Source organism: Burkholderia thailandensis E264 (assembly GCF_000012365.1).
GTDB classification, from domain to species: domain Bacteria; phylum Pseudomonadota; class Gammaproteobacteria; order Burkholderiales; family Burkholderiaceae; genus Burkholderia; species Burkholderia thailandensis.
In genome coordinates, this window is sequence record NC_007650.1 from 1,616,068 (window position 1) to 1,640,590 (window position 24,523).

General features: G+C 70.2%; 25 protein-coding genes. 14 read left to right on the forward strand and 11 right to left on the reverse strand.

All coding sequences use genetic code 11. The annotated features are described in order from the left end of the window. Positions 1–106 precede the first annotated feature (106 nt). On the forward strand, positions 107–595 hold the full coding sequence (locus tag BTH_RS07040; RefSeq protein ID WP_009897101.1) for an adenosine-specific kinase: 489 nt from the start codon (positions 107–109) through the stop codon (positions 593–595). A 384-nt stretch (positions 596–979) separates the two neighbouring features. Here the strand turns inward: BTH_RS07040 and BTH_RS34330 are convergent, their stop codons facing one another. Further along, positions 980–1,213, reverse strand: a complete 234-nt coding sequence (locus tag BTH_RS34330; protein ID WP_162482703.1) for a hypothetical protein — start codon at positions 1,211–1,213, stop codon at positions 980–982. Between the two features lie 333 nt (positions 1,214–1,546). Between BTH_RS34330 and BTH_RS07050 the strand changes: the two genes are divergently transcribed. From BTH_RS07050 to irlS, 6 genes are all read left to right on the forward strand, one after another. Beyond that, positions 1,547–1,828 carry a hypothetical protein gene (locus tag BTH_RS07050; protein ID WP_009897104.1) on the forward strand — a complete coding sequence of 94 codons (282 nt, stop codon included), beginning with the start codon at positions 1,547–1,549 and terminating at the stop codon, positions 1,826–1,828. Positions 1,829–2,082: 254 nt separating this feature from the next. Then, positions 2,083–3,459, forward strand: a complete 1,377-nt coding sequence (locus BTH_RS07055; protein ID WP_009897105.1) for a TolC family protein — start codon at positions 2,083–2,085, stop codon at positions 3,457–3,459. A 10-nt stretch (positions 3,460–3,469) separates the two neighbouring features. Beyond that, the gene (locus BTH_RS07060; protein ID WP_009897106.1) at positions 3,470–4,924 is read left to right on the forward strand and encodes an efflux RND transporter periplasmic adaptor subunit; all 1,455 of its coding nucleotides are present in this window, start codon (positions 3,470–3,472) and stop codon (positions 4,922–4,924) included. Positions 4,925–4,989: 65 nt separating this feature from the next. After that, positions 4,990–8,223, forward strand: coding sequence for an efflux RND transporter permease subunit (locus BTH_RS07065; protein ID WP_009897107.1), 3,234 nt, complete (start codon positions 4,990–4,992; stop codon positions 8,221–8,223). Positions 8,224–8,229: 6 nt separating this feature from the next. Next, positions 8,230–8,919, forward strand: coding sequence for a heavy metal response regulator transcription factor IrlR (irlR, locus tag BTH_RS07070; RefSeq protein WP_009897108.1), 690 nt, complete (start codon positions 8,230–8,232; stop codon positions 8,917–8,919). Further along, positions 8,916–10,310 (forward strand): heavy metal sensor histidine kinase IrlS, encoded by a 1,395-nt coding sequence (gene irlS / locus BTH_RS07075; RefSeq protein ID WP_009897110.1) that lies wholly within the window; start codon positions 8,916–8,918, stop codon positions 10,308–10,310. The genes irlR and irlS overlap by 4 nt, the downstream gene beginning before the upstream one ends. Before the next feature lie 91 nt (positions 10,311–10,401). Here irlS and BTH_RS07080 read toward each other — a convergent pair whose 3' ends face one another. Next, complete coding sequence (locus BTH_RS07080; protein WP_009897112.1) at positions 10,402–10,674, reverse strand: DUF4148 domain-containing protein; 273 nt, start codon at positions 10,672–10,674, stop codon at positions 10,402–10,404. A 270-nt stretch (positions 10,675–10,944) separates the two neighbouring features. Here BTH_RS07080 and BTH_RS07085 point away from each other — a divergent pair, with 270 nt between their 5' ends. From BTH_RS07085 to BTH_RS07095, 3 genes are all read left to right on the forward strand, one after another. Then, the gene (locus tag BTH_RS07085) at positions 10,945–11,298 is read left to right on the forward strand and encodes a hypothetical protein (RefSeq protein ID WP_223297112.1); all 354 of its coding nucleotides are present in this window, start codon (positions 10,945–10,947) and stop codon (positions 11,296–11,298) included. 77 nt (positions 11,299–11,375) lie between these two features. Further along, positions 11,376–11,639: a hypothetical protein gene (locus tag BTH_RS07090; RefSeq protein WP_009907682.1), complete on the forward strand. Its 264-nt coding sequence runs from the start codon at positions 11,376–11,378 to the stop codon at positions 11,637–11,639. Positions 11,640–12,116: 477 nt separating this feature from the next. Further along, positions 12,117–13,376, forward strand: a complete 1,260-nt coding sequence (locus BTH_RS07095; RefSeq protein WP_009897117.1) for an acyl-CoA dehydrogenase family protein — start codon at positions 12,117–12,119, stop codon at positions 13,374–13,376. A gap of 111 nt (positions 13,377–13,487) precedes the next feature. On the opposite strand, the gene BTH_RS07100 is transcribed toward BTH_RS07095, so the two are convergent. Next, positions 13,488–14,180 carry a methyltransferase family protein gene (locus BTH_RS07100; RefSeq protein WP_009897119.1) on the reverse strand — a complete coding sequence of 231 codons (693 nt, stop codon included), beginning with the start codon at positions 14,178–14,180 and terminating at the stop codon, positions 13,488–13,490. Positions 14,181–14,195: 15 nt separating this feature from the next. Between BTH_RS07100 and BTH_RS33300 the strand changes: the two genes are divergently transcribed. Both BTH_RS33300 and BTH_RS33305 read left to right on the forward strand, forming a co-directional pair. Then, the gene (locus BTH_RS33300; RefSeq protein ID WP_154660030.1) at positions 14,196–14,426 is read left to right on the forward strand and encodes a hypothetical protein; all 231 of its coding nucleotides are present in this window, start codon (positions 14,196–14,198) and stop codon (positions 14,424–14,426) included. Between the two features lie 43 nt (positions 14,427–14,469). Then, positions 14,470–14,736, forward strand: a complete 267-nt coding sequence (locus BTH_RS33305; protein WP_127446368.1) for a hypothetical protein — start codon at positions 14,470–14,472, stop codon at positions 14,734–14,736. 16 nt (positions 14,737–14,752) lie between these two features. On the opposite strand, the gene BTH_RS07105 is transcribed toward BTH_RS33305, so the two are convergent. The 8 genes from BTH_RS07105 to BTH_RS07140 form a co-directional block, all read right to left on the reverse strand. Then, entirely contained in the window at positions 14,753–17,383 is a 2,631-nt protein-coding gene (locus tag BTH_RS07105; protein WP_375166618.1) for a TonB-dependent siderophore receptor, read from the reverse strand. A gap of 76 nt (positions 17,384–17,459) precedes the next feature. Continuing rightward, positions 17,460–18,464, reverse strand: a complete 1,005-nt coding sequence (locus BTH_RS07110; protein WP_009897122.1) for a FecR domain-containing protein — start codon at positions 18,462–18,464, stop codon at positions 17,460–17,462. After that, positions 18,461–18,970: a sigma-70 family RNA polymerase sigma factor gene (locus BTH_RS07115; protein WP_009897125.1), complete on the reverse strand. Its 510-nt coding sequence runs from the start codon at positions 18,968–18,970 to the stop codon at positions 18,461–18,463. The genes BTH_RS07110 and BTH_RS07115 overlap by 4 nt, the downstream gene beginning before the upstream one ends. 184 nt (positions 18,971–19,154) lie before the next feature. Next, entirely contained in the window at positions 19,155–19,514 is a 360-nt protein-coding gene (locus BTH_RS07120; RefSeq protein WP_009897126.1) for a COG4315 family predicted lipoprotein, read from the reverse strand. A 39-nt stretch (positions 19,515–19,553) separates the two neighbouring features. Further along, complete coding sequence (locus BTH_RS07125) at positions 19,554–20,369, reverse strand: YceI family protein (protein ID WP_009897128.1); 816 nt, start codon at positions 20,367–20,369, stop codon at positions 19,554–19,556. A gap of 43 nt (positions 20,370–20,412) precedes the next feature. Next, positions 20,413–21,225, reverse strand: a complete 813-nt coding sequence (locus BTH_RS07130; RefSeq protein ID WP_009897129.1) for an anti-sigma factor family protein — start codon at positions 21,223–21,225, stop codon at positions 20,413–20,415. Then, on the reverse strand, positions 21,222–21,743 hold the full coding sequence (locus tag BTH_RS07135; RefSeq protein WP_009897131.1) for a sigma-70 family RNA polymerase sigma factor: 522 nt from the start codon (positions 21,741–21,743) through the stop codon (positions 21,222–21,224). The genes BTH_RS07130 and BTH_RS07135 overlap by 4 nt, the downstream gene beginning before the upstream one ends. Positions 21,744–21,758: 15 nt before the next feature. Then, entirely contained in the window at positions 21,759–21,899 is a 141-nt protein-coding gene (locus BTH_RS07140) for a hypothetical protein (protein ID WP_009897133.1), read from the reverse strand. A 646-nt stretch (positions 21,900–22,545) separates the two neighbouring features. Between BTH_RS07140 and BTH_RS07145 the strand changes: the two genes are divergently transcribed. Together BTH_RS07145 and BTH_RS07150 are read left to right on the forward strand one after the other, a co-directional pair. After that, on the forward strand, positions 22,546–23,523 hold the full coding sequence (locus BTH_RS07145) for a helix-turn-helix transcriptional regulator (protein WP_009897135.1): 978 nt from the start codon (positions 22,546–22,548) through the stop codon (positions 23,521–23,523). A 163-nt stretch (positions 23,524–23,686) separates the two neighbouring features. Beyond that, complete coding sequence (locus tag BTH_RS07150) at positions 23,687–24,391, forward strand: fumarylacetoacetate hydrolase family protein (protein ID WP_009897137.1); 705 nt, start codon at positions 23,687–23,689, stop codon at positions 24,389–24,391. Positions 24,392–24,523: the final 132 nt, after the last annotated feature.

Below are 24,523 nucleotides of genomic sequence, written 5' to 3' on the forward strand. Positions count from 1 at the left end.
AAGCAGAAGAGTGTCCTGAAAATCGAACCGCAACGCGATTGCGCCGCGGCGCTCGCCCGCCGGCGCGTTGCGCGGCCGTTCGCGTCGTCATGAGACGAGGTGCGACATGCTGCAATTGCTTACCGTTGCAATCGACAAGCCCGAGACGGCGAACTTCATTCTCGGTCAGACGCATTTCATCAAGTCGGTCGAGGACATCCACGAGGCGCTCGTCGGCGCCGTGCCCGGCATCCGGTTCGGTCTCGCGTTCTGCGAGGCCTCCGGCAAGCGCCTCGTGCGCCATTCCGGCACCGACGGCGCGCTGACCGAGCTCGCCTGCCGAAACGCGACCGCGATCGGCGCCGGCCATTGCTTCGTTGTCTTTCTCGGCGACGGCTTTTATCCGCTCAACGTGCTGAACGCGATCAAGGCGGTGCCCGAGGTCTGCCGGATTTTTTGCGCGACGGCGAATCCGACCGAAATCGTCGTCGTGCAATCCGATCAGGGGCGTGGCATTCTCGGCGTCGTCGACGGCTTTGCGCCGCTCGGCGTCGAAAACGACGAGGACGTGCGCTGGCGCAAGGAACTGCTGCGCAACATCGGCTACAAGGCGTAGCCGACGCGCGCGGCCGGGCGGCGGCTCGGAGTTGCGCGCGTGCGCCTCGGCCGCATCAGCAGGATGCCCTATCGTCACGCGCCGGACGGCAAGCGCGGCGCCCGGCGCTCGCGACAGCGATCGCGCGGCGGTTGGCCACGCGGCCGGCGGGCGCCGGATCGTTCCGGCGGCGCCCTCGCGAACGCATTTCCAACCCGCCGCCCACCGTTCGGACGCCCGCTTTCGCCCCCGCCGAAGCCCCCCCGTCATGCTCTCCGCCTCACCTTCCACTCTCCGATTTCCGCTAGGCATCGCGTAGGAAATCACCGACAAGTAGCCGCGCCGGATGACCCGAAGTTCGTCCCCCGCTGATTGGAACGGCCCGTCGCGTCGACGATACTTCAGTCACGACAAAGAGAATTTCATGTTTTGCGGCGGCGCTGGAGAGGCGCCGCGGCGAAGGAGACCAACATGAGCCTCGCTGCGCAAGATCTCATCGAACTGCTTCGTCTCGCTCAAGGCGGCGCCGGCGCGCTCACGCAGCATCTGCTGCGCGAAATCGCCGGGAATCTGATCGCATGCGGCGTCGCCGACTGCCGGGGCGGGTGCTGAGCGCATCGTGACGAACGATGCCGGCACGGCGGGGCGTCGTGGTCCGCCCCCGCCGAACCGGAGTCGAATCGTTTTTTCGTTCGATCGGGTATCGATGCCGACCGCCCCGCCCGCAGCGCAGCATCGCGTTGCAGCCGCTGCGGCTTCTCCAGCCCCTCCTCCCGTCCGCTCGCTCGCGGTACCCGACGCGCTTTCCTGCAGCGATCGGCAACGATTCGGTCCGCCGCGGAAAACGCATGATCCGCGCACCGCGCGACGTTCCTGACGGACTTGTCACCTCGCAGTCATCGTCACGCTGCGCCCCGTCGTCACACTGAACGGGTCCGCCGTTCCGGCGGCGCCACCCAAGCGAGATATTCGATGAAACGAGCCACATCCATCACCTTCGCGGCGCTGTTCGCCTTCGCCGCATCATCCGCGTTCGCGCACGGCATGCCCGAGCGCGTGTTCAAGGAGCGCAAGCCGATTGGCGCGGAGGCCCCGCAGCAGTCGCATCGCGGCGCGCCGTCGACGGCCTGCGCATCCGGCTGCCAAGCCGGCGCGACGCTGTCGCAGCGAGACGGCGGCGCGCCGGGCGCGAACCCGCCGGCTGTCGGCGTCGAGGCCACCGCCCGCGCGCATTCCGTCGTCGGCGGCGGCTGATCCGCGTTCCCCGCCATCCCGCCACGCCTGCCGGCGCGCGCTCGCGCGCCGCCGCGGCCCGCTCGACGCGGTCGACGCCGCCCTTCCAACGCCCTTCCCTCACGCCGCCTGCACGCCCGGCTCGCCGATGAACCCGCTGCATCGCGCACGGCGCTCGCTGCGTCGCGAACGTGACAAAAATGTCATGTTCACCTCATGTTTGCATTGCGGCACGCCCGTAGCATCGATCGCGTTTCACCGGAACTCGATCACTCATGCCCAAGCGTATCTTCGCCGCACTCGTGTCGGCCGCGATCGCGGTGTCGGCGGTGCAGGCGCACGCGCAGCACGCGCCAGCCTCCGCCGCGCCCGACCACCCGAGCGCCGAACCGTCGGACGCCCGTGCGTCTTCCCTGCCCTCCGCGCCGCCCGTGTCCGCCGCGCCGCTTGCGTCAGCTTCGGCATCGACCACGCTGTCGCTCGACGATGCGCTGGATCTCGCCGCGGCGAACAATCCGCTGCTGAAAAGCGCGCAATCGGGCGCCGAAGCATCCGTCGGCGCGCTCATCCAGGCAGGCGCGCGCCCGAATCCGAACGTGTCGTTCCTGCAGGAAGGCTTCGAGCGGCGGGAGCGAACGTCGACCGGCCTCATCAACCAGACGATCGAGCTCGGCGGCAAGCGGCGCGCGCGCATCGACGCCGCGTCATACGGCCGCGAATTCGCGCTCGCGTCGCTCGACGGCCGCGCGGCCGCGCTGCGCGCCGACGTGACGAGCGCGTTCTACGGCGTGCTCGCCGCGCAGCGTCAGTTGCAAGTCGCGGAGGAATCCGCCGCGATCGCCGCGCGCTCGGCCGACATGGCCGACAAGCGCTCGCGCGCCGGCAAGGTGTCGCCCGTCGAGGCGACGAAGGCGCGCGTCGCGCAGACGGCCGCGCAGATCGAGCTGTCTAACGCGCAAACGCGCGTGTCGGCGGCGCTCGCGCGGCTCGCGAACGCGACCGGCAGCGCCGACGTGCACGGCCGCGTCGCATCGGGCGATCTCGACGCGCTGCCGAGCGTCGCGCCGCTGCCGCAATTGCTCGGCCGGCTCGACGACGCGCCGCTCGCGCGCGCGGCGAAGGCCGACATGCTGCGCACGAACGCGCAGATCGCGATCGAGCGCGCGAAGCGCGTGCCGGACATCACCGTCAGCGCGGGCGTCAAGCGCGTCGTCACGGGCGGCTTACTGGACAACCAGGCGGTCGTCGGCGTGTCGATTCCGCTGCCGCTCTTCGATACGAACAAGGGCGCGATTCTCGAAGCCGTCCACAAGGCCGCGAAAGCGAACGCCGATTTCGACGCCGAGCGCGCGCGCCTGCGGCTCGATCTCACGCAGGCCTACACGAGCTACGAGCGCTCGACGGGCGAAGCGCGGCGGCTGAAGGCCGACGTGCTGCCCGCCGCCCGGCTGTCGCTCGATGCGATGTCGCGCGGCTATCAGCTCGGCAAGTTCAGCTTCCTCGACGTGCTCGACGCGCAGCGCACGCTGTTCGACGCGCAGTCGCGCTACGTGCAGGCGCTCGCCGACGCGCATCAGTCGTTCGCCGATATCGAGCGCGTCGTCGGCGCGCCGTCGAGCGACGCCTCCCGCCCCCTCGCCCAACTTCGCTGAAGAACTCGTCATGCAACGCAAGCCCCTGATTCTCGCCGGCGCCGCCGCGGCCGGCGCCCTCGCCATCGCGCTGGCGCTCGCGCGCGCGCCGTCCACGTCGGCCATATCGTCCGCGCCGGCCGACGCTCCCGCGTCCGGCGCGATCGGGCCGCACGGCGGCACGATGCTCGCGCAAGGCGCGCTGTCCGCCGAAATCGTGCTGTCCGAGAAGCCGGACGATGCGCGCCTCGTCGTCTATCCGTTCGTCGACGGCAAGCCCGTCGAGAAAGACGTAACGGTTGCCGGCGCGCTGACCCGCTACGACGGCAGCCGCGTCGCGCTGCAGTTCTTGCGATCCGGCGCGAAGTACACGTCGGCGCAGTCGATCGCGAAGCCGCACGTGTTCGACGCATCGATCGACGTGAAGGTCGGCGCGCGCAGCGCATCGTTTCCGCTCTCGCGCGCGGACGGCGCGATCGCGCTCACCGACGAGCAGATCGGCGCGGCGAAGATCGGCGTCGCGCGCGCGGGCCCCGCGCAGGTCGTCGCGAGCTTCCAGTTGCCCGGCGAGATCAAGTTCAACGAGGATCGCACCGCGCACGTCGTGCCGCGCGTCGCGGGGATCGTCGAGCGGGTAGCCGTGTCGATCGGCGAGAACGTCAAGGCGGGGCAAGTGCTCGCGGTGATCGCGAGCACGGATCTTGCCGATCGCCGCAGCGAGCTGATGACGGCCGAGCGCCGGCTGCAGGCCGCCCGCACGTCGTATGCGCGCGAAAAGACCTTGTGGGAGGAGCGCATCTCCGCCGAGCAGGATTACCTGCAGGCGCAGGTGCAGTTGCGCGAGGCGGAAATCGCCACGGCGAACGCGCGGCAGAAGCTGGCCGCGCTGAACGCGAGCGCCGCGCCCGGCGCGCTCAACCGCTACGAGCTGCGCGCGCCGTTCGCCGGCACGATCGTCGAGAAGCACATCGCGCCCGGCGAGGCGATCGCGGCGGACGCGAACGTGTTCGTCGTGTCCGATCTGTCGTCGGTGTGGGCCGAGATGGCCGTACCCGCGCAGCGTCTGAACGACGTGCGCGTCGGCCGCCACGCGAGCGTCAGCGCGGCCGCGTTCGAATCGAAGTCGAGCGGGCCGATCGCGTACGTCGGCGCGCTGCTCGGCGAGCAAACCCGCACCGCGTCCGCGCGCGTCGTGCTGCCGAACCCCGACGGCGCGTGGCGGCCGGGGATGTTCGTCAACGTGACGGTCGACGCCGGCACCCAGAACGTGCCCGTCGCCGTCGCGAGCGACGCGCTGCAGGAGATCGACGGCGCGCCCACCGTATTCGTTCGAACGCCGAAGGGTTTCGTCGCGCAGGCGATCGAAGCGGGCCGGCGCGACGACAAGTCCGTCGAGATCGTCAAGGGCCTCGCGCCCGGCCAGACCTACGCCGTCGCGAACAGCTTCGTGTTGAAGTCCGAGCTCGGCAAGGCCGCCTCCGAGTAGCGCCGACGCGCCGCGCGGCGGCGGCGCGCATCGCTTTCTTTTTCGCATTCCAAAGGACCGTCACCATGTTTGAGCGTCTGATCCGCTTTGCGATCGCGCACCGCTGGCTCGTGATGCTCGCGATCGTCGCGGCTGCGTCGCTCGGCGTCTACAGTTACCAGAAGCTGCCGATCGACGCGGTGCCCGACATCACGAACGTTCAGGTGCAGATCAACACGTCCGCGCCCGGCTACTCGCCGCTCGAGGCCGAGCAGCGGATCACGTATCCGATCGAGACCGTGATGGCCGGCCTGCCGAACCTCGAGCAGACGCGTTCGATCTCGCGCTACGGGCTCTCGCAGGTCAACGTGATCTTCAAGGACGGCACCGACATCTACTTCGCGCGCCAGCTCGTCAACGAGCGCATCCAGGAAGCGAAGGACAAACTGCCGCCCGGCATTGCGCCTACGATGGGGCCGACGTCGACCGGCCTGGGCGAAATCTATCTGTGGACCGTGGAGGCCGATCCCAGCGCGCGCAAGCCCGACGGCACGCGCTACACGACCGCCGATCTGCGCGAGTTGCAGGACTGGGTCGTGCGCCCGCAGTTGCGCAACGTGCCGGGCGTGACCGAGGTGAATACGATCGGCGGCTACGTGAAGGAATACCGCGTCGCGCCGAATCCGACGAAGCTGATGTCGTACGGGCTCACGCTCGCCGACGTCGTGCGCGCGCTTGAGCGCAACAACGACAACGTCGGCGCGGGCTACATCGAAAAGCGCGGCGAGCAGTACCTCGTGCGCGTGCCGGGCCAGGCGCGCTCGGTCGACGACATCGCGAACATCGTGCTCACGAACGCGGGCGGCGTGCCGGTGCGGATGAAGGACGTCGGCGTGGTCGACATCGGCCGCGAGCTGCGCACGGGCGCCGCGACGCAGAACGGCGAGGAGGTCGTGCTCGGCACCGTGTTCATGCTGATGGGCGAGAACAGCCGCACGGTCGCGAAGGCGGTGGCCGCGAAGATGGGCGACGTGAACCGCACGCTGCCCGCCGGCGTGCGCGCGATCCCCGCGTACGACCGCACCGTGCTCGTCGAGAAGGCCGTGCAGACGGTCAAGAAGAACCTGCTCGAGGGCGCGGTGCTCGTGATCGCGATCCTCTTCCTGTTCCTCGGCAACATCCGCGCGGCGGTGATCACCGCGCTCGTGATTCCGCTGTCGATGCTGATGACGTTCACCGGAATGGTCAACGCGAAGGTCAGCGCGAACCTGATGAGTCTCGGCGCGCTCGATTTCGGCATCATCGTCGACGGCGCGGTCGTGATCGTCGAGAACTGCATTCGCCGGCTCGCGCACGCGCAGCACGCGGCGGGCCGCCCGCTCACGCGCGACGAGCGCTTCGCCGAGGTGTTCGCCGCATCGCAGGAAGCGCGCCGCGCGCTGATCTTCGGGCAACTGATCATCATGGTCGTCTACCTGCCGATCTTCGCGCTGACGGGCGTCGAGGGGAAGATGTTCCATCCGATGGCGATCACCGTCGTGATGGCGCTCGCGGCCGCGATGGCGCTCACCGTCACGTTCATTCCGGCCGCGGTCGCGCTCTTCATCGGCCGCCGCGTCGAGGAAAAGGAAAACCGGCTGATGAGCGCGGCCAAGCGCCTGTACGCGCCCGTGCTCGACGCGTTCGTCGCGCGGCCGAAGCAGGTGCTCGCGGGCGCGGCCGCCGTCGTCGCGCTCGCGCTCCTGCTCGCGACGCGGCTTGGCAGCGAGTTCATCCCGAATCTGAATGAAGGCGACCTCGTGGTGTCCTCGCTGCGCATTCCCGGCACGAGCCTTACGCAGTCGATCGCGATGCAGCAGTCGATCGAGAAGACGCTCAAGGCGCGCTTCCCGGAAATCGAACGCGTGTTCGCGCGCACCGGCACCGCGGAGATCGCGGCCGATCCGATGCCGCCGAACATGTCGGACGCCTATGTCATGCTCAAGCCGGTCGATCAGTGGCCGAATCCGCGCAAGTCGCGCGATACGCTGCGCCAGGAAATCGAGACCGCGCTCGCCGATCTGCCCGGCAACGCGTATGAGTTCTCGCAGCCGATCCAGTTGCGCTTCAACGAGCTGATCTCCGGCGTGCGCAGCGACGTCGCGGTCAAGATCTTCGGCGATGACATGGCGGCGCTCAACGCGACGGGCGAGCAGATCGCGGCCGCGCTGCAGAAGGTGCCGGGCGCCTCCGAGGTGAAGGTCGAGCAGACGACGGGCCTGCCCGTGCTGACCGTCAACCTCGATCGCGACAAGCTCGCGCGCTACGGCGTGACGGTGGGCGACGTGCAGGACGCGGTCGCCGCGGCGGTCGGCGGGCGCAAGGCGGGCCTGCTGTTCCAGGGCGACCGGCGCTTCGACATCGTCGTGCGGCTGCCCGACGAGTTGCGCACCGACGTCGAGGCGATCAAGCGGCTGCCGATCGCGCTGCCCTTCCCGGCGGCGACGGGCGCGAGCGGCCCGCTCGCCCAGGCCCCGTACGTGCCGCTCACCGAGCTCGCGACGGTCGACCTGTCGCCCGGGCCGAACCAGATCAGCCGCGAGAACGGCAAGCGCCGCGTCGTCGTCAGCGCGAACGTGCGCGGGCGCGACGTCGGCTCGTTCGTCGCCGACGCGCGCGAGCGAATCGCGGCCGACGTCCAGGTGCCGGCCGGCTACTGGCTGTCGTGGGGCGGCCAGTTCGAACAGTTGCAAAGCGCGAGCGAGCGGCTGAAGATCGTCGTGCCGCTCGCGCTCGCGATGGTCTTCGTGCTGCTGTTCGTGATGTTCAACAACGCGAAGGACGGCCTGCTCGTGTTCACCGGCATCCCGTTCGCGCTGACGGGCGGCGTCGTGTCGCTGTGGCTGCGCGGCATTCCGCTGTCGATCACGGCCGCGGTCGGCTTCATCGCGCTGTCGGGCGTCGCGGTGCTCAACGGCCTCGTGATGATCTCGTTCATCCGCAACCTGCGCGAGGAAGGCATGCCGCTCGACGCCGCGGTGCGCGAAGGCGCGCTCACGCGGCTGCGGCCGGTGCTGATGACGGCGCTCGTCGCGTCGCTCGGCTTCCTGCCGATGGCGTTCGCCACCGGCACGGGCGCCGAGGTCCAGCGCCCGCTCGCGACGGTCGTGATCGGCGGCATCCTGTCGTCGACCGCATTGACGCTGCTCGTTTTGCCGGTACTCTATCGGGTGGCGCACTCGGCGTCGCTGCGCGCCACGCTCGGCGAGCGCCTTGCCGGCCGGCTCGCGAAGCTCGCGCCCGCGGCCATGCTGCGCCGCCGGCGCGAATCATCGAGGTGAATCCAGATGCGAATACTGATCGTGGAAGACGAGCCGAAGACCGGCATGTATCTGCGCAAGGGGCTGACTGAAGCGGGCTTCATCGCGGATTGGGTCGAGGACGGCGTGACGGGCCTTCATCAGGCCGAGACCGAGGAGTACGACCTCATCATCCTCGACGTGATGCTGCCCGGCCACGACGGCTGGACCGTGCTCGAGCGGCTGCGCCGCGAGCGCTCGACGCCCGTTCTGTTTCTGACCGCGCGCGACGACGTGGGCGACCGCGTGAAGGGGCTCGAGCTCGGCGCGGACGATTACGTCGTCAAGCCGTTCGATTTCGTCGAGCTGGTCGCGCGCGTGCGCTCGATCCTGCGCCGCGGACAGGGGCGCGAATCGACGATCCTCAAGATCGCCGATCTCGAGCTCGACCTGACGCGGCGCAAGGCCACGCGCCAGGGCGACGTCGTGCTGCTGACCGCGAAGGAATTCGCGCTGCTGTGGCTGCTGATGCGCCGCGAGGGCGAGATCCTGCCGCGCGCGACGATCGCCTCGCAGGTGTGGGACATGAACTTCAACAGCGATACGAACGTCGTCGATGCGGCGATCCGCCGGCTGCGCTCGAAGATCGACGACGCGTACGAGCCGAAGCTGATCCACACGGTGCGCGGGATGGGCTACGTGCTCGAGGTCAGGAGCGGGAGCGCGCCGAGCCGATGATCAAACGCCTGTTGCCTCGCACGCTGCGCGCGCGCCTGACGGCGCTCATCATCCTGTCGACCGCGGCGACGCTCGCGCTGAGCGGCATCGCGCTATACAGTGCGCTGCACAACCGGCTCGCAGGCATGTCGTCGTACGAAATGTCCGCGACGCTCGCGGCGATGCGCACGCATCTCGCGAGTGTCGCGAGCGTCGACGACATCCCGCGCAAATCGGATCTGTGGATCGATCAGCTGCACGGCCACCAGAATCTGGATCTCGCGATCTACGACACCGGCGGCCGGCTGCTGTTCGCGACGCGCGGCTTCGTCGCGCAGCGGCCCGCGCCAGGCGCGCCGCAAACGCGCGTGCCGGAGAACACGGCGCGTGCCGGCACGACGTACAGCTACCTCGCGGGCGACGCGCCGCTGCGCGACGCCGCGAGCCGGACGGCGCGCATCGTCATCCAGTACGACGGCAGGAACGACCACGCGCTGCTGCGCGCGTACGCGTACACGGTGGTGGTGATCGAGGTGCTCGCGGTCGTGCTGACGGCGGCGCTCGCATACGGCATCGCGATGTTCGGCCTGAGCCCGCTGCGGCGGCTCGTCGCGCGCGCCGAGCAGATGTCGTCGAGCCGGCTGGCTCAGCCGCTGCCGGAGCTCGACACGTCGGGCGAGCTGAAAGAAATGGAACACGCGTTCAACGGAATGCTCAAGCGCCTCGACGAATCGTTCGTCCGGTTGAGCCAGTTCTCGTCGAATCTCGCGCACGACATGCGCACGCCGCTCACGAACCTGCTGGCCGAAGCGCAGGTCGCGCTGTCGAAGCCGCGCACGGCCGACGAATATCGCGACGTGATCGAATCGAGCATCGACGAATACCAGCGCCTGTCGCGCATGATCGAGGACATGCTGTTCCTCGCGCGCTCCGACAACGCGCAGAGCCATCTGGCAATCCGCACGCTCGATGCGGCGGCGGAGGCCGAGCGTGTCGCCGGCTATTACGAGCCGATGGCCGAGGATGCGGGGGTGAATATCGTCGTGAGCGGCAAGGCCGACGTGCAGGCGGACGCGCTGCTCTATCACCGCGCGCTCAGCAACCTGATCAGCAACGCGCTCAATCACGCGCCGCGCGGCTCGACGATCACCGTCGAATGCCGGCGCACGGCCGACGCGACGATGGTCAGCGTCTCGGACACGGGCCGCGGCATCGAGCCGCAACACCGCGAGCGGATCTTCGAGCGGTTCTATCGCGTCGATCCGGCGCGGCACAACTCCGCGTCGGGCACCGGGCTCGGCCTCGCGATCGTGCGCTCGATCATGGAGAACCACGGCGGCACGTGCGGCGTCGACAGCGAGCCGCACGTGCGCACGACGTTCTGGCTGAAGTTTCCCGGGAATTCGGCCTGAGCGGGCGCATCGCTCGCGGGAGGCGGCAGGTCAAGCCGCCCGCGCGAATGCGATCTGGCGTGCCGCTTGCCCGGCCCCGGCCGCGCGCGCATCAGCGCGCCACGGCCTGATCGTGCTGATCGAGCGCGACGCTGGTCTTGCCGCCGTGCACCGCGATCGCGTGCACTTCCTTGTTGCGCTTGACGAGCGCCGCGCTCGGCGGATAGTCGTTCTTGCCGGCGGGCACGACGCCTTCGTGCTGCGCCTGGATCAGCTCCTGCTTGACTTCCCCGCGCGTCTTGCCCTGCGCGAATGCAGCGGGCGAGACAGCCAGCGTCGTCAGTGCCGCGGCGGCGGCCCATGCCATCAGTTTTTTCGTGTTCATCGCGAACTCTCCATAAAGTAGATCCCTGTCGGTCGACAGTTGGCTCTACTTTGAACGTCGGACGGCACGCAACCATGAGCGTGAGATGACAAATCCGTCATGAGCGCGATGCGCGGAAACGGCCGCGAGCGCGGCCGGTTCGATGACGAAAATTTCACGTTCGCGTCAGCGTGGCGCCGCGACGATCCCGTAGCATCTGCATTCCAAGATCGCCGATCAGACGAAACTGGAACGAGGTGTTGGGTTCCCCCCTCGAGCACGCGAGGCGCATTGGCACCAGCAGGTGCTATCGCTCTTTGGCCGGACAGCTCCCCCTGTCCGGCCGTTTTTTTGGGTTTTCGAATCCGCGCGCCCGAGATCGCGATTCGCCGCGCGCGTCGCGCAGATGCGCACCCCGTCGCGCGGCGGCACGAAGCAGCCGGCGGTTCGCTTCGCATTCCGCGCTTCGTCATGGCGCGCGATTTCTCCCCGTCGTCGCGTCTCGGGCGCGCGCGTCTCACGCTGCCTGACCATTTCCCTTGCCGATGCGTGCGTGCCGAGCACGCCGCGGATCGCATGCTCCGCCTCGACGACATCTTTGTCATGTTCGGCTCACGTTCGCGCAGCGACGCACGCGCAACATGAGCGCACATCGACCGATGCGATCGAGTCCCGTGGCCGCGTCGAAGTCGAATCGAACGATACGAAACAAGAGGAGCATCATGAAAGCGTCGATCGTCGCAATCGCGCTCGGCATTGCGCTGGCAGCCTGCGCCCCGCTTCGTCAGGCGCCGCGATCCGTCGAAGCGGGGCCGTCCGTCGCCTCGTCGAATCGCGGCGGCGGCGGCGGCGGCGGCGGCGAAAGCCTGGCGAGCGAATCGCGGCGCCCGGCGAACGAAGTCGTCGACTACACGGGACGTCCGTGCGTGAATCAAACGCTGTACGTGAAGATGCGTCCTTGCGTCTTTCCGCAGTTACAACGCTGAACCGGCAGGTTGCCGTTGCATGCGGCACGGCGCGCGCTCGCGCCGTTCAACGCGCGGGTCGAGCGCGCTCACACGGCGTCCCGCACGGCGCGCGTCATGCGAGCCGCGCATCGCGCCGTGCGGACCTCGATCGCGCCGATTCGCGGCGCGACGGCCATCGGCTCGCCGCCTCTTTCTCCCCCCTCCCCGTCGATTGCTTATCGCGTCGCGCTTCATAACGAATCGCGAACTGCTTCTTTGTGTTTTGCGGGCGCGCTTCGTATAACTGCGATTTGCCGTTCGAATCGCCCCAACCGAGGAGCCGCCCCTTGAGCACACTCGATCCCGACGCCGCCCCCGCTCCGCGATCGCCAATCCCTCTGATCGCCCGACGCCGACCGCACTCGCACCCGGGGCCGTGACCACGCGCACGCAAAACGCGCGCCCGGCCCGCGGCATCCGCCGAATCACGTTTCTTCACTCCCTGAGGACTTCGCCATGTCTCACGCCCTTGCCGATCCGGCGATCTCGACCGGCACCGACTACGCATCGCTCGCGGCCCGCTTCCGGCCGATCTTCGCGCGCATCGCCGAAGGCGCGATCGAGCGCGACCGCACGCGCGCGCTGCCGCACGAGCCGATTCGCTGGCTGAAGGAAGCCGGTTTCGGCGCGGTGCGCGTGCCCGTGCACGCGGGCGGCGCCGGCGCGTCGATTCCGCAGCTCGTTCAATTGCTGATCGAGCTCGGGGCCGCCGACTCGAATCTGCCGCAGGCGCTGCGCGGCCATTTCGCGTTCGTCGAGGACTGGCTGAATGCGCCGGCCGCCTCCGCGCGGCAGGCATGGTTCGACCGCTTCGCGAGCGGCCAGCTCGTCGGCAACGCGTGGACCGAGGTCGGCGACGTCGCGCTCGGCGAAGTGCGCACGAAGGTGGCGAAGCGCGACGGACGCTGGATCGTGAACGGCGAGAAGTACTACAGCACGGGCGCGATCTTCGCCGACTGGATCGATGTCTACGCGCAGCGCGCCGACGACGGCAGCCCGGTGATCGCCGCGGTCGCGACGCATCAGGAAGGCGTGATCCGCGACGACGACTGGGACGGCTTCGGTCAGGCGACGACGGGCAGCGGCACGACGCGCTTTGTCGACGCGCACGTCGACGAAGCGAACGTCATCGATTTCGCGCGGCGCTTCAAATATCAGACCGCGTTCTACCAGCTATTCCATCTCGCGACGCTCGCCGGCATCGGCCGCGCGGTCGAACGCGACGCGAGCGCGCTCGTGCGCGAGCGCACGCGGATCTACAGCCACGGCAACGGGCCGCGCGTGAGCGACGACGCGCAGATCCTGCAGGTCGTCGGCGAGATCTCGGCGTGGGCGTACGCAGCCGAGGCGATCGCGCTACGCGCCGCGCAGCCTTCGCAGCGCGCGTACGAAGCGCACTTCGGCGGCGAGGCGGCCGCCGAGCACGACGCGAACATCGCCGCCGAAATCGAATCGGCGCAAGGGCAACTGGTGGTATCGGAACTCGTGCTGCGCGCGGCGACGCATCTGTTCGACGCGCTCGGCGCATCGGCGACAAGCGCGTCGAAGGCGCTCGATCGCCACTGGCGCAACGCGCGCACGGTCGCGTCGCACAATCCGCTCGTCTACAAGGCGAGGATCGTGGGCGAGCGCGCCGTCAACGGGACCGCGCCGCCGTACGTCTGGCAGATCGGCGCGGGGCCCGGCAAGCCGCAGAAACACGAAAAGGCCGCATGACCCAGCGGCGGCGGGCGGGTTCGCGCGGGGTTCGCGCATTGCCCGCCCGGCACCCGTGCGGCGTCGGTCGAGCCGGTTCTGGCCGGTCGATCCAAAAGCGCCGCGGCCCGCTCAGAACAGGCCCGGAATCACCCGGTAGCGAACCGAGCGCCGGTAGGCGCGATACGCGGCGTCCTCGGACAGGACCCGCTCCTCGCGACGAATCCGGCCGATCTGCAACCCGATCTGCAGCACGACCGCGATCAGGTTGCGCGCGCTGAAATTCGTCAGCAGGAAGCCGGTGTCGATGATCAGATAGCCGAGGTACATCGGATGCCGGACGAACCGGTACGCGCCGCGCGACACGACGCCGCGATTCGCGGGCAGGATGCCGAACGATTGTCTCAGCGACACTTTCGCGAACAATTGCCAGAACAGGCCGAACAGCTGGATCGCCGCGCCGGCCGTCTCCGGAATCAGTTGTCGGCTCGCGGTGAGCTGGAAGACGAGATAGTAGAAGGTGCCGCCGAGCGAGAAGAACAGCGCGACCGGGCTCCAGTCGCGCTTTTTCGGCGGCTCGGCGAACAGCGACAAGCCGACTGTCAGCGTGGTCGACACCGCGAGCAGGATCAGCGTGATGCGCGACGGATCGAGCCGCCACTGCGTATACGCCGCATATGCGAAAACCCCGAGCGCGAGCGCCGCGGCGACACGCGCGCACACTTCGATCAGGATGCCGGAGAACCCGTCGGATTGACGCGCGGCGCCCGTTCGGGCGGCCTCCGCCGGCGCGGCCGTCGTGTCGTGCCGCCGCGTCGTGGCCATCGATGGTCGGACTTCGTGTTCCATCGCGAACACCCCCGTTCGTCTCGTGCTGCTTTCATGTCGATCGAGCTTATCACGCTGCCGCCGCCCGCCGGCTCGCCGAATCTAAAAAATCAGGTCGATTATTCCAGCATCGAACCGGCGATTTTCTCGATCCGGGCCCATGCAATCGTTTGCGAATCGCCGGCCAAGACGGGCCGCACGATCATCATTTCGAATCGCGCCGCGCGTGCACGCCGTTCATAGGGGTTCTCCCGCGCATCCCGCACATCCCGCGCGCAATTCAATCATGACGGAAGCCATCCCCGGATGGTTTGGCCTCATCCGATTCGTTGCGATCGGCGGCATTTTCCGGCTCGCCCGCAATCGAGCTCTTTCGATTCAACGGCGCGTCGCCCGATTGATCCGGCATTTCCCCCGGCGTTTATTTTTCATTGCGCGGCCCAAGCGTGCGCCGGACGATCGGAGCGTGGCCTCATCGGTTCCTCCCGCGCGCGTCGCGCCGTGCGCCGCACGGCCCGACACTCGCTTCGTCGATTCGGAGAATCCGCCATGAAAAGCGGCGGCCCGATTCAGAACTGCAGCGTCGTCAGCAGCGACACCTGCCGCGCATCGCCGACCGACACGAAGAACCGGTTCACGCTCGACGGGTAATACGTGCGGTTGAACAGGTTCTTCACGTTCAGCTGGAACTGCAGCTTCTGCTTGCCGACGCGCGTGTCGTAGGTCGCGAAAGCATCGGCCGTCGCGTACGCGGGCAGCGTGAAGCTGTTCGCCGAATCGCCCGGCCGCGCGCCGACGTAGCGCCCCGCCGCGCCGATCCGCAGGTCGTCGCCGCCGAACACGGCGCCCGCGTCGTAGACGGCCGCGAGCGACGCCGTGTGCCGCGCGACGTTCCACAGCCGGTTGCCCGCGTACAGCGGATCTTCGGTCGTCTTCGCATCGATGTACGCGTAGCTCGCGATCACGTTCCAGCGCTCGCCGATCCGCCCCGACACGTCGAGCTCGATCCCGCGCGAGCGCGCGCGTCCGGACGTGCGCCAGTCGGTCTGGTTCGTCGCGTCGTTGTATTGCGACACGAGCACGTTCTTCTTGTCGATCTCGAAGAACGCGAGCGTGCCGGCGAAGCCGCTCGGCAGGTCGAGCTTCGCGCCGAGCTCCCACGACGCGCCCTGCTCGGGCGCGGTCGAGCCGTCGATCACGTAGCCGCCCGACATCGGCGCGATCTTCGACGTCGGCTTCAGCGACTGCGTGTAGCTGCCGTACAGCGACAGCGCGTCGTTCCACTTGTAGACGATGCCCGCGCGCGGCAGCCACTTCGTGCCGCTCAGGTTCGTGTTGACCCGGAACGGCCGGCCGCGCCCGGCGAGCTGGCTGTAGCGGACGAAGCGCGCGCCGCCGACGAGAATCCACTTGTCGGTCAGATGGATGCTGTCCTGGAAGAACAGCGACGCGGTGTGCAGCGTGTCGCTCTGATCGCTGTCGGACGCCGATACGCTCGTCGACGGCGGGATCAGCCCGTACGTCGGGTTCAGGTAGCTGAACGGCGTCTTGATCGCCTGGCGCAGCATGTCCGCGCGGTAGACCTGCCGGTATTCGCTGTCGACGCCGAACTGCACGTCGTGCCGCATCCCGGCGAGCGTCACGCGGCCGTCGACGTATGCGATTGCGTAGCTGTCGGTGCTGCGCGAGCCGTGCGTCGCGTCGTTGCTGCGCGTGAGCGTGCCCTTGACCGGATCGACCGCCGTGATGCGTATCTGGTTCGCATCGTAGGTCTCGCGGTTGTAGCTGTAGCCGAGGTGCGCCTTCCAGTTGGGCGCGAGCTGATGGTCGACCGTTAGTTGCACCAGATTCGATTCGCCGCGCATGTCGTTGAACGGCTCGTCGAGGCGGCGGCGCGCCGGGATCGCGAGCGGCTCGTTCGTGCGCGGATCGAGCGCGGTGCCCCGATCGAACGGCATCAGGAAGCGCCGGTACTCGTACGACAGCACGACCTGCGTGTCGCGGCCGTACCACGCGAGCGACGGCGCGACGAGCGTCTCGCGATGCTCGCCGTAGTCGCGCCAGTACTGCTCGTTCGTCTGATCGACGATCAGCCGGTACGCAAGCCGCGAATCGCCGATCGCGCCCGTCGAGTCGAACGTGAGCTCGCCGCCATTCCTGCCGTGCCCGTAGGTCGAGCCGAGCACCGAGATCGCGTTGTGGCGCGTGAGCTGCGGCTGCTTCGTGACGACGTTGATCACGCCGCCCGGGTCCATGATCCCGTACAGCAGCGAAGCCGGCCCCTTCAGCACTTCGACGCTGTCCGTCGTCGCGTTCAGCGAGCGGCCCTGCACGATCGGCATCCCGTTGCGCATCACCGAGCCGTCGCGGTTGTCGCCGAAGCCGCGCTTCATCACCGTGTCCTGCGTGCTGCCGAGCGTGTTGCCCTGCGTGATGCCGCTCACGTTCGCGAGCGCGTCGTCGAGGTTGCGCGGGCGCTGGTCGCGCAGCACCTGCGGCGCAACGATGTTGACGGCCTGCGGCACCTCGGCGAGCGGCGCGTCGCTGCGCAGCCCCGCCGCCTCGCGCGGCGCACGGTAGCTGTCCGCGTGCAGGCCGCTCGCGCGCACCGAGACGGTCGGCAGCGTCGTGTCGGTCGCGAGCGCCGCCCCCGCGCTCGGCGCGGCCGGCCCGGCGGGCGACCTGACGAGCGTGTAGCCGCCGCTCGGCTGCCGCAGCGCGACGAGGCCCGTGCCCGTCAGCAGCCGGTCGAGCGCCGCGGCCGCATCCGCGCGACCGTGCAGGCCGGGGCTTTGCAAGCCCGCGGCCAGTTCGCCCGGAAACGACAGCAGGATGCCGGCCTCGCGGCCGAAGCGGGTCAGCGCGGCGTCGAGCGGCCCGGCCGGGATGTCGTACGCGCGCGTCGAGGCGGCCGGCTCGGCCGCGCTCGCCGCGTCGGGCGCGGCGAACGCCGAGAACAGCGCGGCGGCGGCCACGCTCGCGACGACGCGGCGCGGCGCGAACGGCGCCGCCGCGCGGCTTCGCCGGCTCACGCCGCGCGGCGCCGCATGCGGGCGGCCGGGCGCGCGCGCGCCCGACTCGATCGAACTGGCCGGCGCGCGCGCGGAATCGGCGAACGCGTGGCGAGAATGGCGATTGCGGAGTGAATCCATGATCGATGACTCGTTGACGATGGGTGAAATGCAGCCTTCATTTCCCATGTCACGCGAACATCGAAAACAGCTCAGGCCTGGCGAAAATTTTCTCGAGGGTATTCGGGAAGCGTTCGGATCGCGCTCATTCGCGCGCCGCGACGACCGTCACCCAGTAACGCGTCACGTACTCGACGTCGACGGGCAGCGTCTCGCGCAACGTATCGAGAATGCGATCGGTGTCGTCGAGCGGGTATGTGCCCGACACGCGCAGGTTCGCGACCGTGGCATCGCAGCGCACGCGGCCCGGGCGGTAGCGGTCGACCTCGGCGAGCAGGTCGGCCAGACGCAGGTTCGACGCGACGAGGATGCCGTCCGCCCACGCGCCCGCTCCGCCCTCGATCGCGCGCGGCGGCCCGGCGAGCGCGTCGCGCGTGAAATCCGCGCGCCGCCCCGCCGCGACCAACGGCGCAACGCCCGTCGCGCGCAGCGGCGCGATCCGAACCGCGCCGTCGAACACGTCGACGCGCGTCGCGTCGCCGCGCTCGCGCACCGAAAAGCGCGTGCCGTCCGGCCGCACGTCACCGTGCGCGGTCGCGATCACGAGCGGGCGGGCGGCCGCGCGCGCCGCGTCATGGCCGCTCGTCACCATGATTTCGCCGCGCCGCAGGCGCACGCGGCGCGTCGTGTCGTCGAAGCGGACGTCGATCGCGGTATCGGTGTTGAGGATGACCGTCGTGCCGTCGGCAAGCGTGATCGCGCGCCGCTCGCCGACGGCCGTGCGCACGTCCGCGCCCCAGGCGCGCCACGGCGAGTGCGCACGGCCCGCCCACGCCGCGCCGCCCGCGAACAGCAGCACCGCGAGCGCCTTGACCGCCGCGCGCCGTGCGCGCGAGCGCGGCGGCAGCAGCGCGGCGCGCGCCGCCCGTGCGCCGAGCGTACCCGCGACATGGCCGAGCCGCCCGTTGACGGCCTCGATGTGCCGCCACGCGGCGTCGTGCGCCGGGTGCTCGGCACGCCAGCGCGCAAGACGCGCGCGCGTCGCGTCGGTCGCGTGCCCCGAGCCGAGCTCGACCCACCATTCGACCGCGCGGCGCGCGACGGACGCCGGCACGGCGGGCGGGCCGCCGGCCGCCTGCGCGCCGCTCATGCGGCGATCGCGAAGTAGCACTGCGCGCCCGCCTTCACCAGATAACGCTTGACGGTCGCGAGCGACACGCGAAGCTCGGCCGCGATCTGCGCGTGCGTCATCCCGTCGAGCTGCGCGAGCAGGAACGCACGCCTGACCGCGGCGGGCAGCCCGTCGAGCATCCGGTCGATCTCGACGAGCGTCTCGAACAGGATCGCGCGCGTCTCCGGCGACGGCGCGACCGCCTCCGGCAGCCGCGCGAGCGCGTCGAGATAGGCGCGCTCGAGCCGCTCGCGCCGCCAGTGGTTGAACAGCACGCGTTGCGCGACGGTCGTCAGGAACGCGCGCGGCTCGGCCGCGTCGATCGGCTCGTCGCGCGCGAGCAGGCGGATGAACGTGTCGTGGACGAGATCGGCCGCGCGCTCGCCGCAACCGAGCTTCTTCTGCAGCCAGCCGTGCAGCCAGCCGCGATGACCGGTGTAGAGCGCAGCGATCTCCCGCTGCAGACGCAGAGTGTTGCCCGGCATGGACGTGATCCCCCCGGACCGTCGCGCCCGGATATGGTTTTGTAAATGAGAATGATTATTATATACGGATATGTAACCGAACGGTGAACGAGACGTCTCGATCCGTGAGGCCGTCGCGACAATCACGCGCACATCGACGGCATCGCGTGCTGCCGCGTGCGGCGCGCCGCGCCGTTCCAGCCCGTCATGGCCGCGCGACGTGCCACATGCCGCCGAAACCGTCGCCGTTGTGCTGGCCGGGCCTCGTGTCGCCGGAAAACCGATACAGCGGACGCCCCTTGTACGTCCACTGATGCCTGCCGCCCGCCGCGGCGATGAGGCCGAGGTCGCCGCCCGGCTTGTCGTACGCGTCGGCGAGCGCGGCCGGCCAGTTCGCCGTGCAGCCGCCCGCGCACGCGCTCTTGCCGGGCACCGTGTCGCGATCGAACGTGTAAAGCGTCATGCCGGCGTCGTCGACGACCATGCCGCCCGACGCCTTCGGCGGCTCCGCGAGCGCCGCGGCCGGCACCGCGCACGCGATCGCAGTCAGCAGAATCTTGACCATGATGACCCTCCTCGAACGAAGAAAAACACACGCGCGGGCTCAAGGCTCCGCGCGCTCCCTGACGAACTCGGCGCGAATGCGCATCCGCACGTCGTCGCCGACGGCGGGCAGCCAGCGCGACAAACCGAACGCGGCCCGGCTGAAGTGACCGTCCGCGACGAAAGCGAGCGTGCGCGCGTCGCGGGAGCCGGATTCGCGTTGGCCCCACTCCGCGCGCGGCCGGGCCGCGCCGCGTTCGACGCCTTCGCGCGCGCCGGTGCCCGGCTGCCCGGCGGCGAAACGCACGGCAAGCGTGATCGGCCGCGTCGTCGAGCGGATCGTCAGATCGCCGGTCAAGCGGCCCTCCGTCGCGCCGGTGCGCTCGAAGCGCGTGCCGACGAAGCGAATCTCCGGGTAGCGCGCGACGTCGAGCATCGCCGAACCCTTCAGGAGCGCGGCGACGAACGGCACGTTCGCGCCAAGGCTCGCCGCGTCGACCGTCACGTCGACGCGACTCGCAAGCCCATCGTCGTCGATGCCGGCCAGCTCCGCGCGCATCCGCGTGAAGCGCATCGTCAGATGCGCGTGCCAGAAATTGTCGACGCGAAACGTGACGCCGGAATGCCGGGGATCGAGCCGGTAGCGCGGCGCCGCGTGCGGCGACGCGTCAAGCGTGCCGGCCGGCTCGGCGTCCCGCACGACCTCCGCGCTCGCCGCGGCCACGAACAAGCGAGGCGTGCCCGGCGGCGCACCCGGCGCGCCTCGCGCGTCCGGCACCGGCGCGACGCTCATCGCGCCCACGCCCGGCGTGAGCCACGCGCCGAGGGCGCACGCGAGCGCCGCGACGGCCTTGGCGAATGAACCGGCGGCACGCATGATCGACTTTTCGGCGGCCTCGACATCGCGACGCGACGCGCGCCTACCGCCACCGCTCCGGATGGCCGCCGAGCTCGCCGCAGACGTCGGCCGCGATCTCGCGCAGCCGGTCTTCGGCGAGTTGGCCGGACAGCGCGTACGCGGTGCGCCCGCTGGCCCAGTAGAAGGTGCGCCGCTCGCCGTCGCGCAGCAGCCGGACCGCCATCTCGCGCTGCGCGGACGCGCTCACGTAGAGCGCGAGCCGCCCCCCCGCCGCGTTTTCGTACATGAACTGCGCGGTGGGGCCGGCCGCGCCCGGCAGCAGCCGCGCGCCGAGCAGCGCGAAGCCGTATTCGTCGAGCCGCGGCGCGGCGATCCGCCGGCCGACGCGTGCCGACAACCACGCGGAAAGCGCGCCGTCGCGATCGGCGGCGATCTCGACCGGGTGCCGCGCGTCGGGCGCGTAGACCGCATACGCGAGATCCGCCTCGCGCGCGAACGCGGCCTGCGCGGCCGCGGGCGCGACCCATCGCAGCGCGGCCGACGGCGCGAGCACGCCGCCGAGCCAGCCGAGCGCGATGCCCGCCGCCAGCGCGCCGCCCGCGAACACCGCGCGCCGCCACCACGGCGTGCGCACGCGCAGCACGACGCACGGCCCGCTGCGCCGCGCGACGGGATCGGCAAACAGCGCGCGCAGCGCCGCGCGCTGCGCGCGATAGTGCGCGGCGATGTCGGCCGCGCGCGGATCGGCCGCGAGCCGCACGGCGACCGCACGGCGCTGCGCATCGGGCAGTTCGCCGTCGACGAAAGCCGACAGCGCGTACAGCCCCGGTTCGTCGGATTCCGGCGCAACGGCTGGATCGAGATCGTCGCTCATCGATGATGCCTCGCAGTGGCGAGTGACAGCGGCGGCCGCCGCGGTGCGCCGGTCAACAGCGCGCGCATGTGCTCCCGCGCGCGCGAGAGCCTCGACATCACCGTGCCGACGGGCACGCCCAGCACCGCCGACGCCTCCTGGTAGCTCAACTCCTCGACGCACACGAGCAGCAGCACCTCGCGCTGATCGAGCGGCAGCCGGTACAGCATCCGCTGCACGTCGCGCAGCACGAGCGCGTCGACCTGGCCGACGGGCGCCTCGAGCGTGCGCCACGGGCCGTCGTCGTCGTCGACGGCGAATTCGCGGCGCGCGCGCAACTGATCGATGTACAGGTGGCGCAGGATCGTCAGCAGCCACGCACGCAGGTTGCTGTCGGGACGAAACGCGCCCATTCGCGACAGCGCGCGCTCGGCGGTGTCCTGTACGAGATCGTCGGCCCACGCGGCATCGCCCGTCAGCGCGCGCGCATAGCGCCGCAGCTGCGGCAGCCAGCCGACGACGTCCGATTCGAAGCTCACGCGCGGCGCCGTCGTTCAATAGCCGCCGCCGCTGCCGCCGGCACCGCGGCCGTAGCCGCCCGTCGGCGCCGCATGGCCGGACGGCGACATGTCGTCCGGCGACGCGCAGCCCGCCGACAGCATCAGCGCAAGCAGCGCGCATACGGCTGAAAGCATCCGTGTCGATTTCATTTCCGCCTCCGGGCGGCGCGTCGGTCTGGTCCGGGCGTCGCGCGCACGCCGCGGCGGGCGGCGCCCCATGTGAACGAAAACGAACGTCGCGCGCGTTTTATTCCTTCGGGCGCTCCACATAACCACAACGATAGGCGGACTCGCGTGCTTTTCACGTGCAGGAAAACGCTGTGATGCGGCAGCGGAGCCTGCATCGACGTCCCGGCGAGCATCGCACGTTCCTGCCCCTCGGCCGCGATGCGCGATCGCCCGCGATGATGCGCTGCGATGCGCCCCGCCGCCGGCTGCCGCGGGGCGACGGCGCGCGGCAGCCGGTCCGCGGGCGGGGTTTCCCGCGTCCGCCCCAATCGCGCCGCGCTCGGGCGCCGTGCGCTCGGCCGGCGCGAACGCGCCGCGACGTCGCACGGCGAAGGGTCGCCGCGACATCCGCGCCCATGCGAGCGGGCGGCGGCATGACGCCCCGCGCGGCCGAACCGGTCCGCGCCGGCGCTCGGCGCCGCGCCCCGCACCGGCCCGTTTTTAGCGACAATTCGATCATTGCCCGTCGCGCCGCCGCACGCGGCCGACCGCACCACCCGCATCACGACCACGACAGCCCATGCCATCCCCAGCCAAGCCGCGCACGTACGGCATGCCCGAGCGCAGCGACCGCCTCGATTTCTACATCCGCGACGAGGCCACCCGCCGGGCGATCACCGAGCCGCACCGGCACGCGTACTTCCAGATTCAGTTCAACCTCGGCGGCGACACCGAGCAGCAGATCGGCGGCGTGACGCGCGCGTTCCCGCGCGGCGCGCTCGCGTTCGTGCTGCCGTACCGCGAGCACCTGATTGCGCATCCGCCGGGCGCGCATTTCGTCGTGATCAACTTCTCGCAGACGTTCCTGCGCGCGGACCTCGACGTCGATCCGCTCGACCTCGAGGACGTGTCCGCGCAACGCGCGCCGGAGCTCGCGCCGTTCCGCTTCCAGGAGCACCTCGACTTCATCCTCACGGGCGCGGCGTTCGACGACGCGCGCCGCCTCGCGCAACGGATGCTCGAAGCGGACCGCGCGCGCACGTTCGGTTCGGCGCCGCTGTTGCGCGGCTATCTGCTGCAGCTGATCGGGCTCGTCTGCACGCAATACGCGGGGCCGCTCACGAAGCTCGCCCAGAGCGGCGCGCACCGCACCGGCCGCCGCGACGCGTTCGCGCGCGTGCTGCGCCACGTGCGCGCGAACCTGACGAACGACGCGCTGACGCTCGCGGGCACCGCACGCGCGGCGTTCCTGTCGCCGAACTACCTCGCGCATCTGATCCGCAAGGAAACGGGCAGCACGTTCACCGAACTCGTCACCGAACGGCGGATCGCGCTCGCGCAATCGCTGCTCGCGCACACGACCCGGCGCATCGCCGATATCGCGCACGCGGTCGGGTTCCGCGACGAAGGCTATTTCTCGCGGCGCTTTCGCGCGTGCGTCGGCGTGTCGCCGAAGGATTACCGCGAGGCGAACGGTGCGCTCGACGCGGCCGGCGGGCGCAACGCGCCGGGCCGCGGCGAAACGCCCGGCGCGTCGGGCGCAGCCATGCCCAAAGGCGCGGCGCGGGCCGCCACGAAGCCGCGCGCGTAGTTTTGTCCATGAAAACCACACTTCCGTCGCATCGGCGCGCAGGCCGCGCCGGTATCGTCGACATGCCGACGACGCTCACCGCGACGCGCGGCCGGGCGCTGCGCCGCCGCCGGGCGCCGCCGCCCGCGCCTTCGCTTTCCGACACTTTTTCAGAGACATCACGATGACCGATTACGTTTTCGCGCCGCCCGCCGTTCCGTCCGTCGAAGTCGCCGGCTGCGCCGCGCGCTTTCCGGTGCGCCGCGTGTTCTGCGTCGGCCGCAACTATGCGGACCACGCGCGCGAGATGGGCGCCGATCCGAACCGCGAGCCGCCGTTCTTCTTCACGAAGCCGGCCGATGCGATCGTGCCCGCGAGCGGCACGGTGCCGTATCCGACGCTCACGTCCGACCTGCATCACGAGATCGAGCTCGTGATCGCGATCGGCCGAGGCGGGCGCGCGATCGCCGCCGACGCGGCGCTCGATCACGTGTGGGGCTACGGCGTCGGCGTCGACCTGACGCGGCGCGACCTGCAAGCCCAGGCGAAGAAGGCCGGCCGGCCGTGGGACTGGGCGAAGGGCTTCGACGCGTCGGGCCCGCTGACGGCGCTCCATCCGGCCGCATCCGTCGGTCATCCGCTGCGCGGCCGGATCTGGCTCGCGGTCAACGGCGACATGCGCCAGCAAGGCGACCTCGCCGACATGATCTGGCCGATTCCCGACGTGATCGCGTATGCGTCGCGCGCGGTCGAGCTGCGCGCGGGCGACCTGATCTTCACCGGCACGCCGGCGGGCGTCGCCGCGCTGCAGCCGGGCGATCGCGTGACGGGCGGCGTCGACGGCGTCGCGTCGTTCGAGTTCGTCGTCGGGGAAAAGCCGGCCGCGTGAGCGGTTTTCCCGCGCGTGCGGCTGCGGCGCGCCGATGCGCCGCCCGAACGCGGACACCTGTTGCCCGAGCCGGGCGCGCGCCCGCGCTCACACCCCGCTGCTCAACCGGCGTTCCGGCCGGCGCGCAGCGAC

Bases quoted from the DNA above. Each gene is read 5' to 3' on its own strand.
- BTH_RS07050 (WP_009897104.1), top strand. From the start codon at position 1,547: ATGAAACGAGCCACATCCATCACCTTCGCGGCGCTGTTCGCCTTCGCC.
- BTH_RS07065 (WP_009897107.1), top strand. From the start codon at position 4,990: ATGTTTGAGCGTCTGATCCGCTTTGCGATCGCGCACCGCTGGCTCGTG.
- BTH_RS07140 (WP_009897133.1), bottom strand. From the start codon at position 21,899: ATGCTTTCAGCCGTATGCGCGCTGCTTGCGCTGATGCTGTCGGCGGGC.
- BTH_RS07105 (WP_375166618.1), bottom strand. From the start codon at position 17,383: ATGGGAAATGAAGGCTGCATTTCACCCATCGTCAACGAGTCATCGATC.
- BTH_RS07145 (WP_009897135.1), top strand. From the start codon at position 22,546: ATGCCCGAGCGCAGCGACCGCCTCGATTTCTACATCCGCGACGAGGCC.
- BTH_RS07060 (WP_009897106.1), top strand. From the start codon at position 3,470: ATGCAACGCAAGCCCCTGATTCTCGCCGGCGCCGCCGCGGCCGGCGCC.
- BTH_RS07100 (WP_009897119.1), bottom strand. From the start codon at position 14,180: ATGGCCACGACGCGGCGGCACGACACGACGGCCGCGCCGGCGGAGGCC.
- BTH_RS07040 (WP_009897101.1), top strand. From the start codon at position 107: ATGCTGCAATTGCTTACCGTTGCAATCGACAAGCCCGAGACGGCGAAC.
- BTH_RS07090 (WP_009907682.1), top strand. From the start codon at position 11,376: ATGAAAGCGTCGATCGTCGCAATCGCGCTCGGCATTGCGCTGGCAGCC.
- BTH_RS07125 (WP_009897128.1), bottom strand. From the start codon at position 20,369: ATGCGTGCCGCCGGTTCATTCGCCAAGGCCGTCGCGGCGCTCGCGTGC.
- BTH_RS07110 (WP_009897122.1), bottom strand. From the start codon at position 18,464: ATGAGCGGCGCGCAGGCGGCCGGCGGCCCGCCCGCCGTGCCGGCGTCC.
- BTH_RS07095 (WP_009897117.1), top strand. From the start codon at position 12,117: ATGTCTCACGCCCTTGCCGATCCGGCGATCTCGACCGGCACCGACTAC.
- BTH_RS07130 (WP_009897129.1), bottom strand. From the start codon at position 21,225: ATGAGCGACGATCTCGATCCAGCCGTTGCGCCGGAATCCGACGAACCG.
- BTH_RS07080 (WP_009897112.1), bottom strand. From the start codon at position 10,674: ATGAACACGAAAAAACTGATGGCATGGGCCGCCGCCGCGGCACTGACG.
- BTH_RS33305 (WP_127446368.1), top strand. From the start codon at position 14,470: ATGACGGAAGCCATCCCCGGATGGTTTGGCCTCATCCGATTCGTTGCG.
- irlS (WP_009897110.1), top strand. From the start codon at position 8,916: ATGATCAAACGCCTGTTGCCTCGCACGCTGCGCGCGCGCCTGACGGCG.
- BTH_RS07115 (WP_009897125.1), bottom strand. From the start codon at position 18,970: ATGCCGGGCAACACTCTGCGTCTGCAGCGGGAGATCGCTGCGCTCTAC.
- BTH_RS07055 (WP_009897105.1), top strand. From the start codon at position 2,083: ATGCCCAAGCGTATCTTCGCCGCACTCGTGTCGGCCGCGATCGCGGTG.
- irlR (WP_009897108.1), top strand. From the start codon at position 8,230: ATGCGAATACTGATCGTGGAAGACGAGCCGAAGACCGGCATGTATCTG.
- BTH_RS07120 (WP_009897126.1), bottom strand. From the start codon at position 19,514: ATGGTCAAGATTCTGCTGACTGCGATCGCGTGCGCGGTGCCGGCCGCG.
- BTH_RS07150 (WP_009897137.1), top strand. From the start codon at position 23,687: ATGACCGATTACGTTTTCGCGCCGCCCGCCGTTCCGTCCGTCGAAGTC.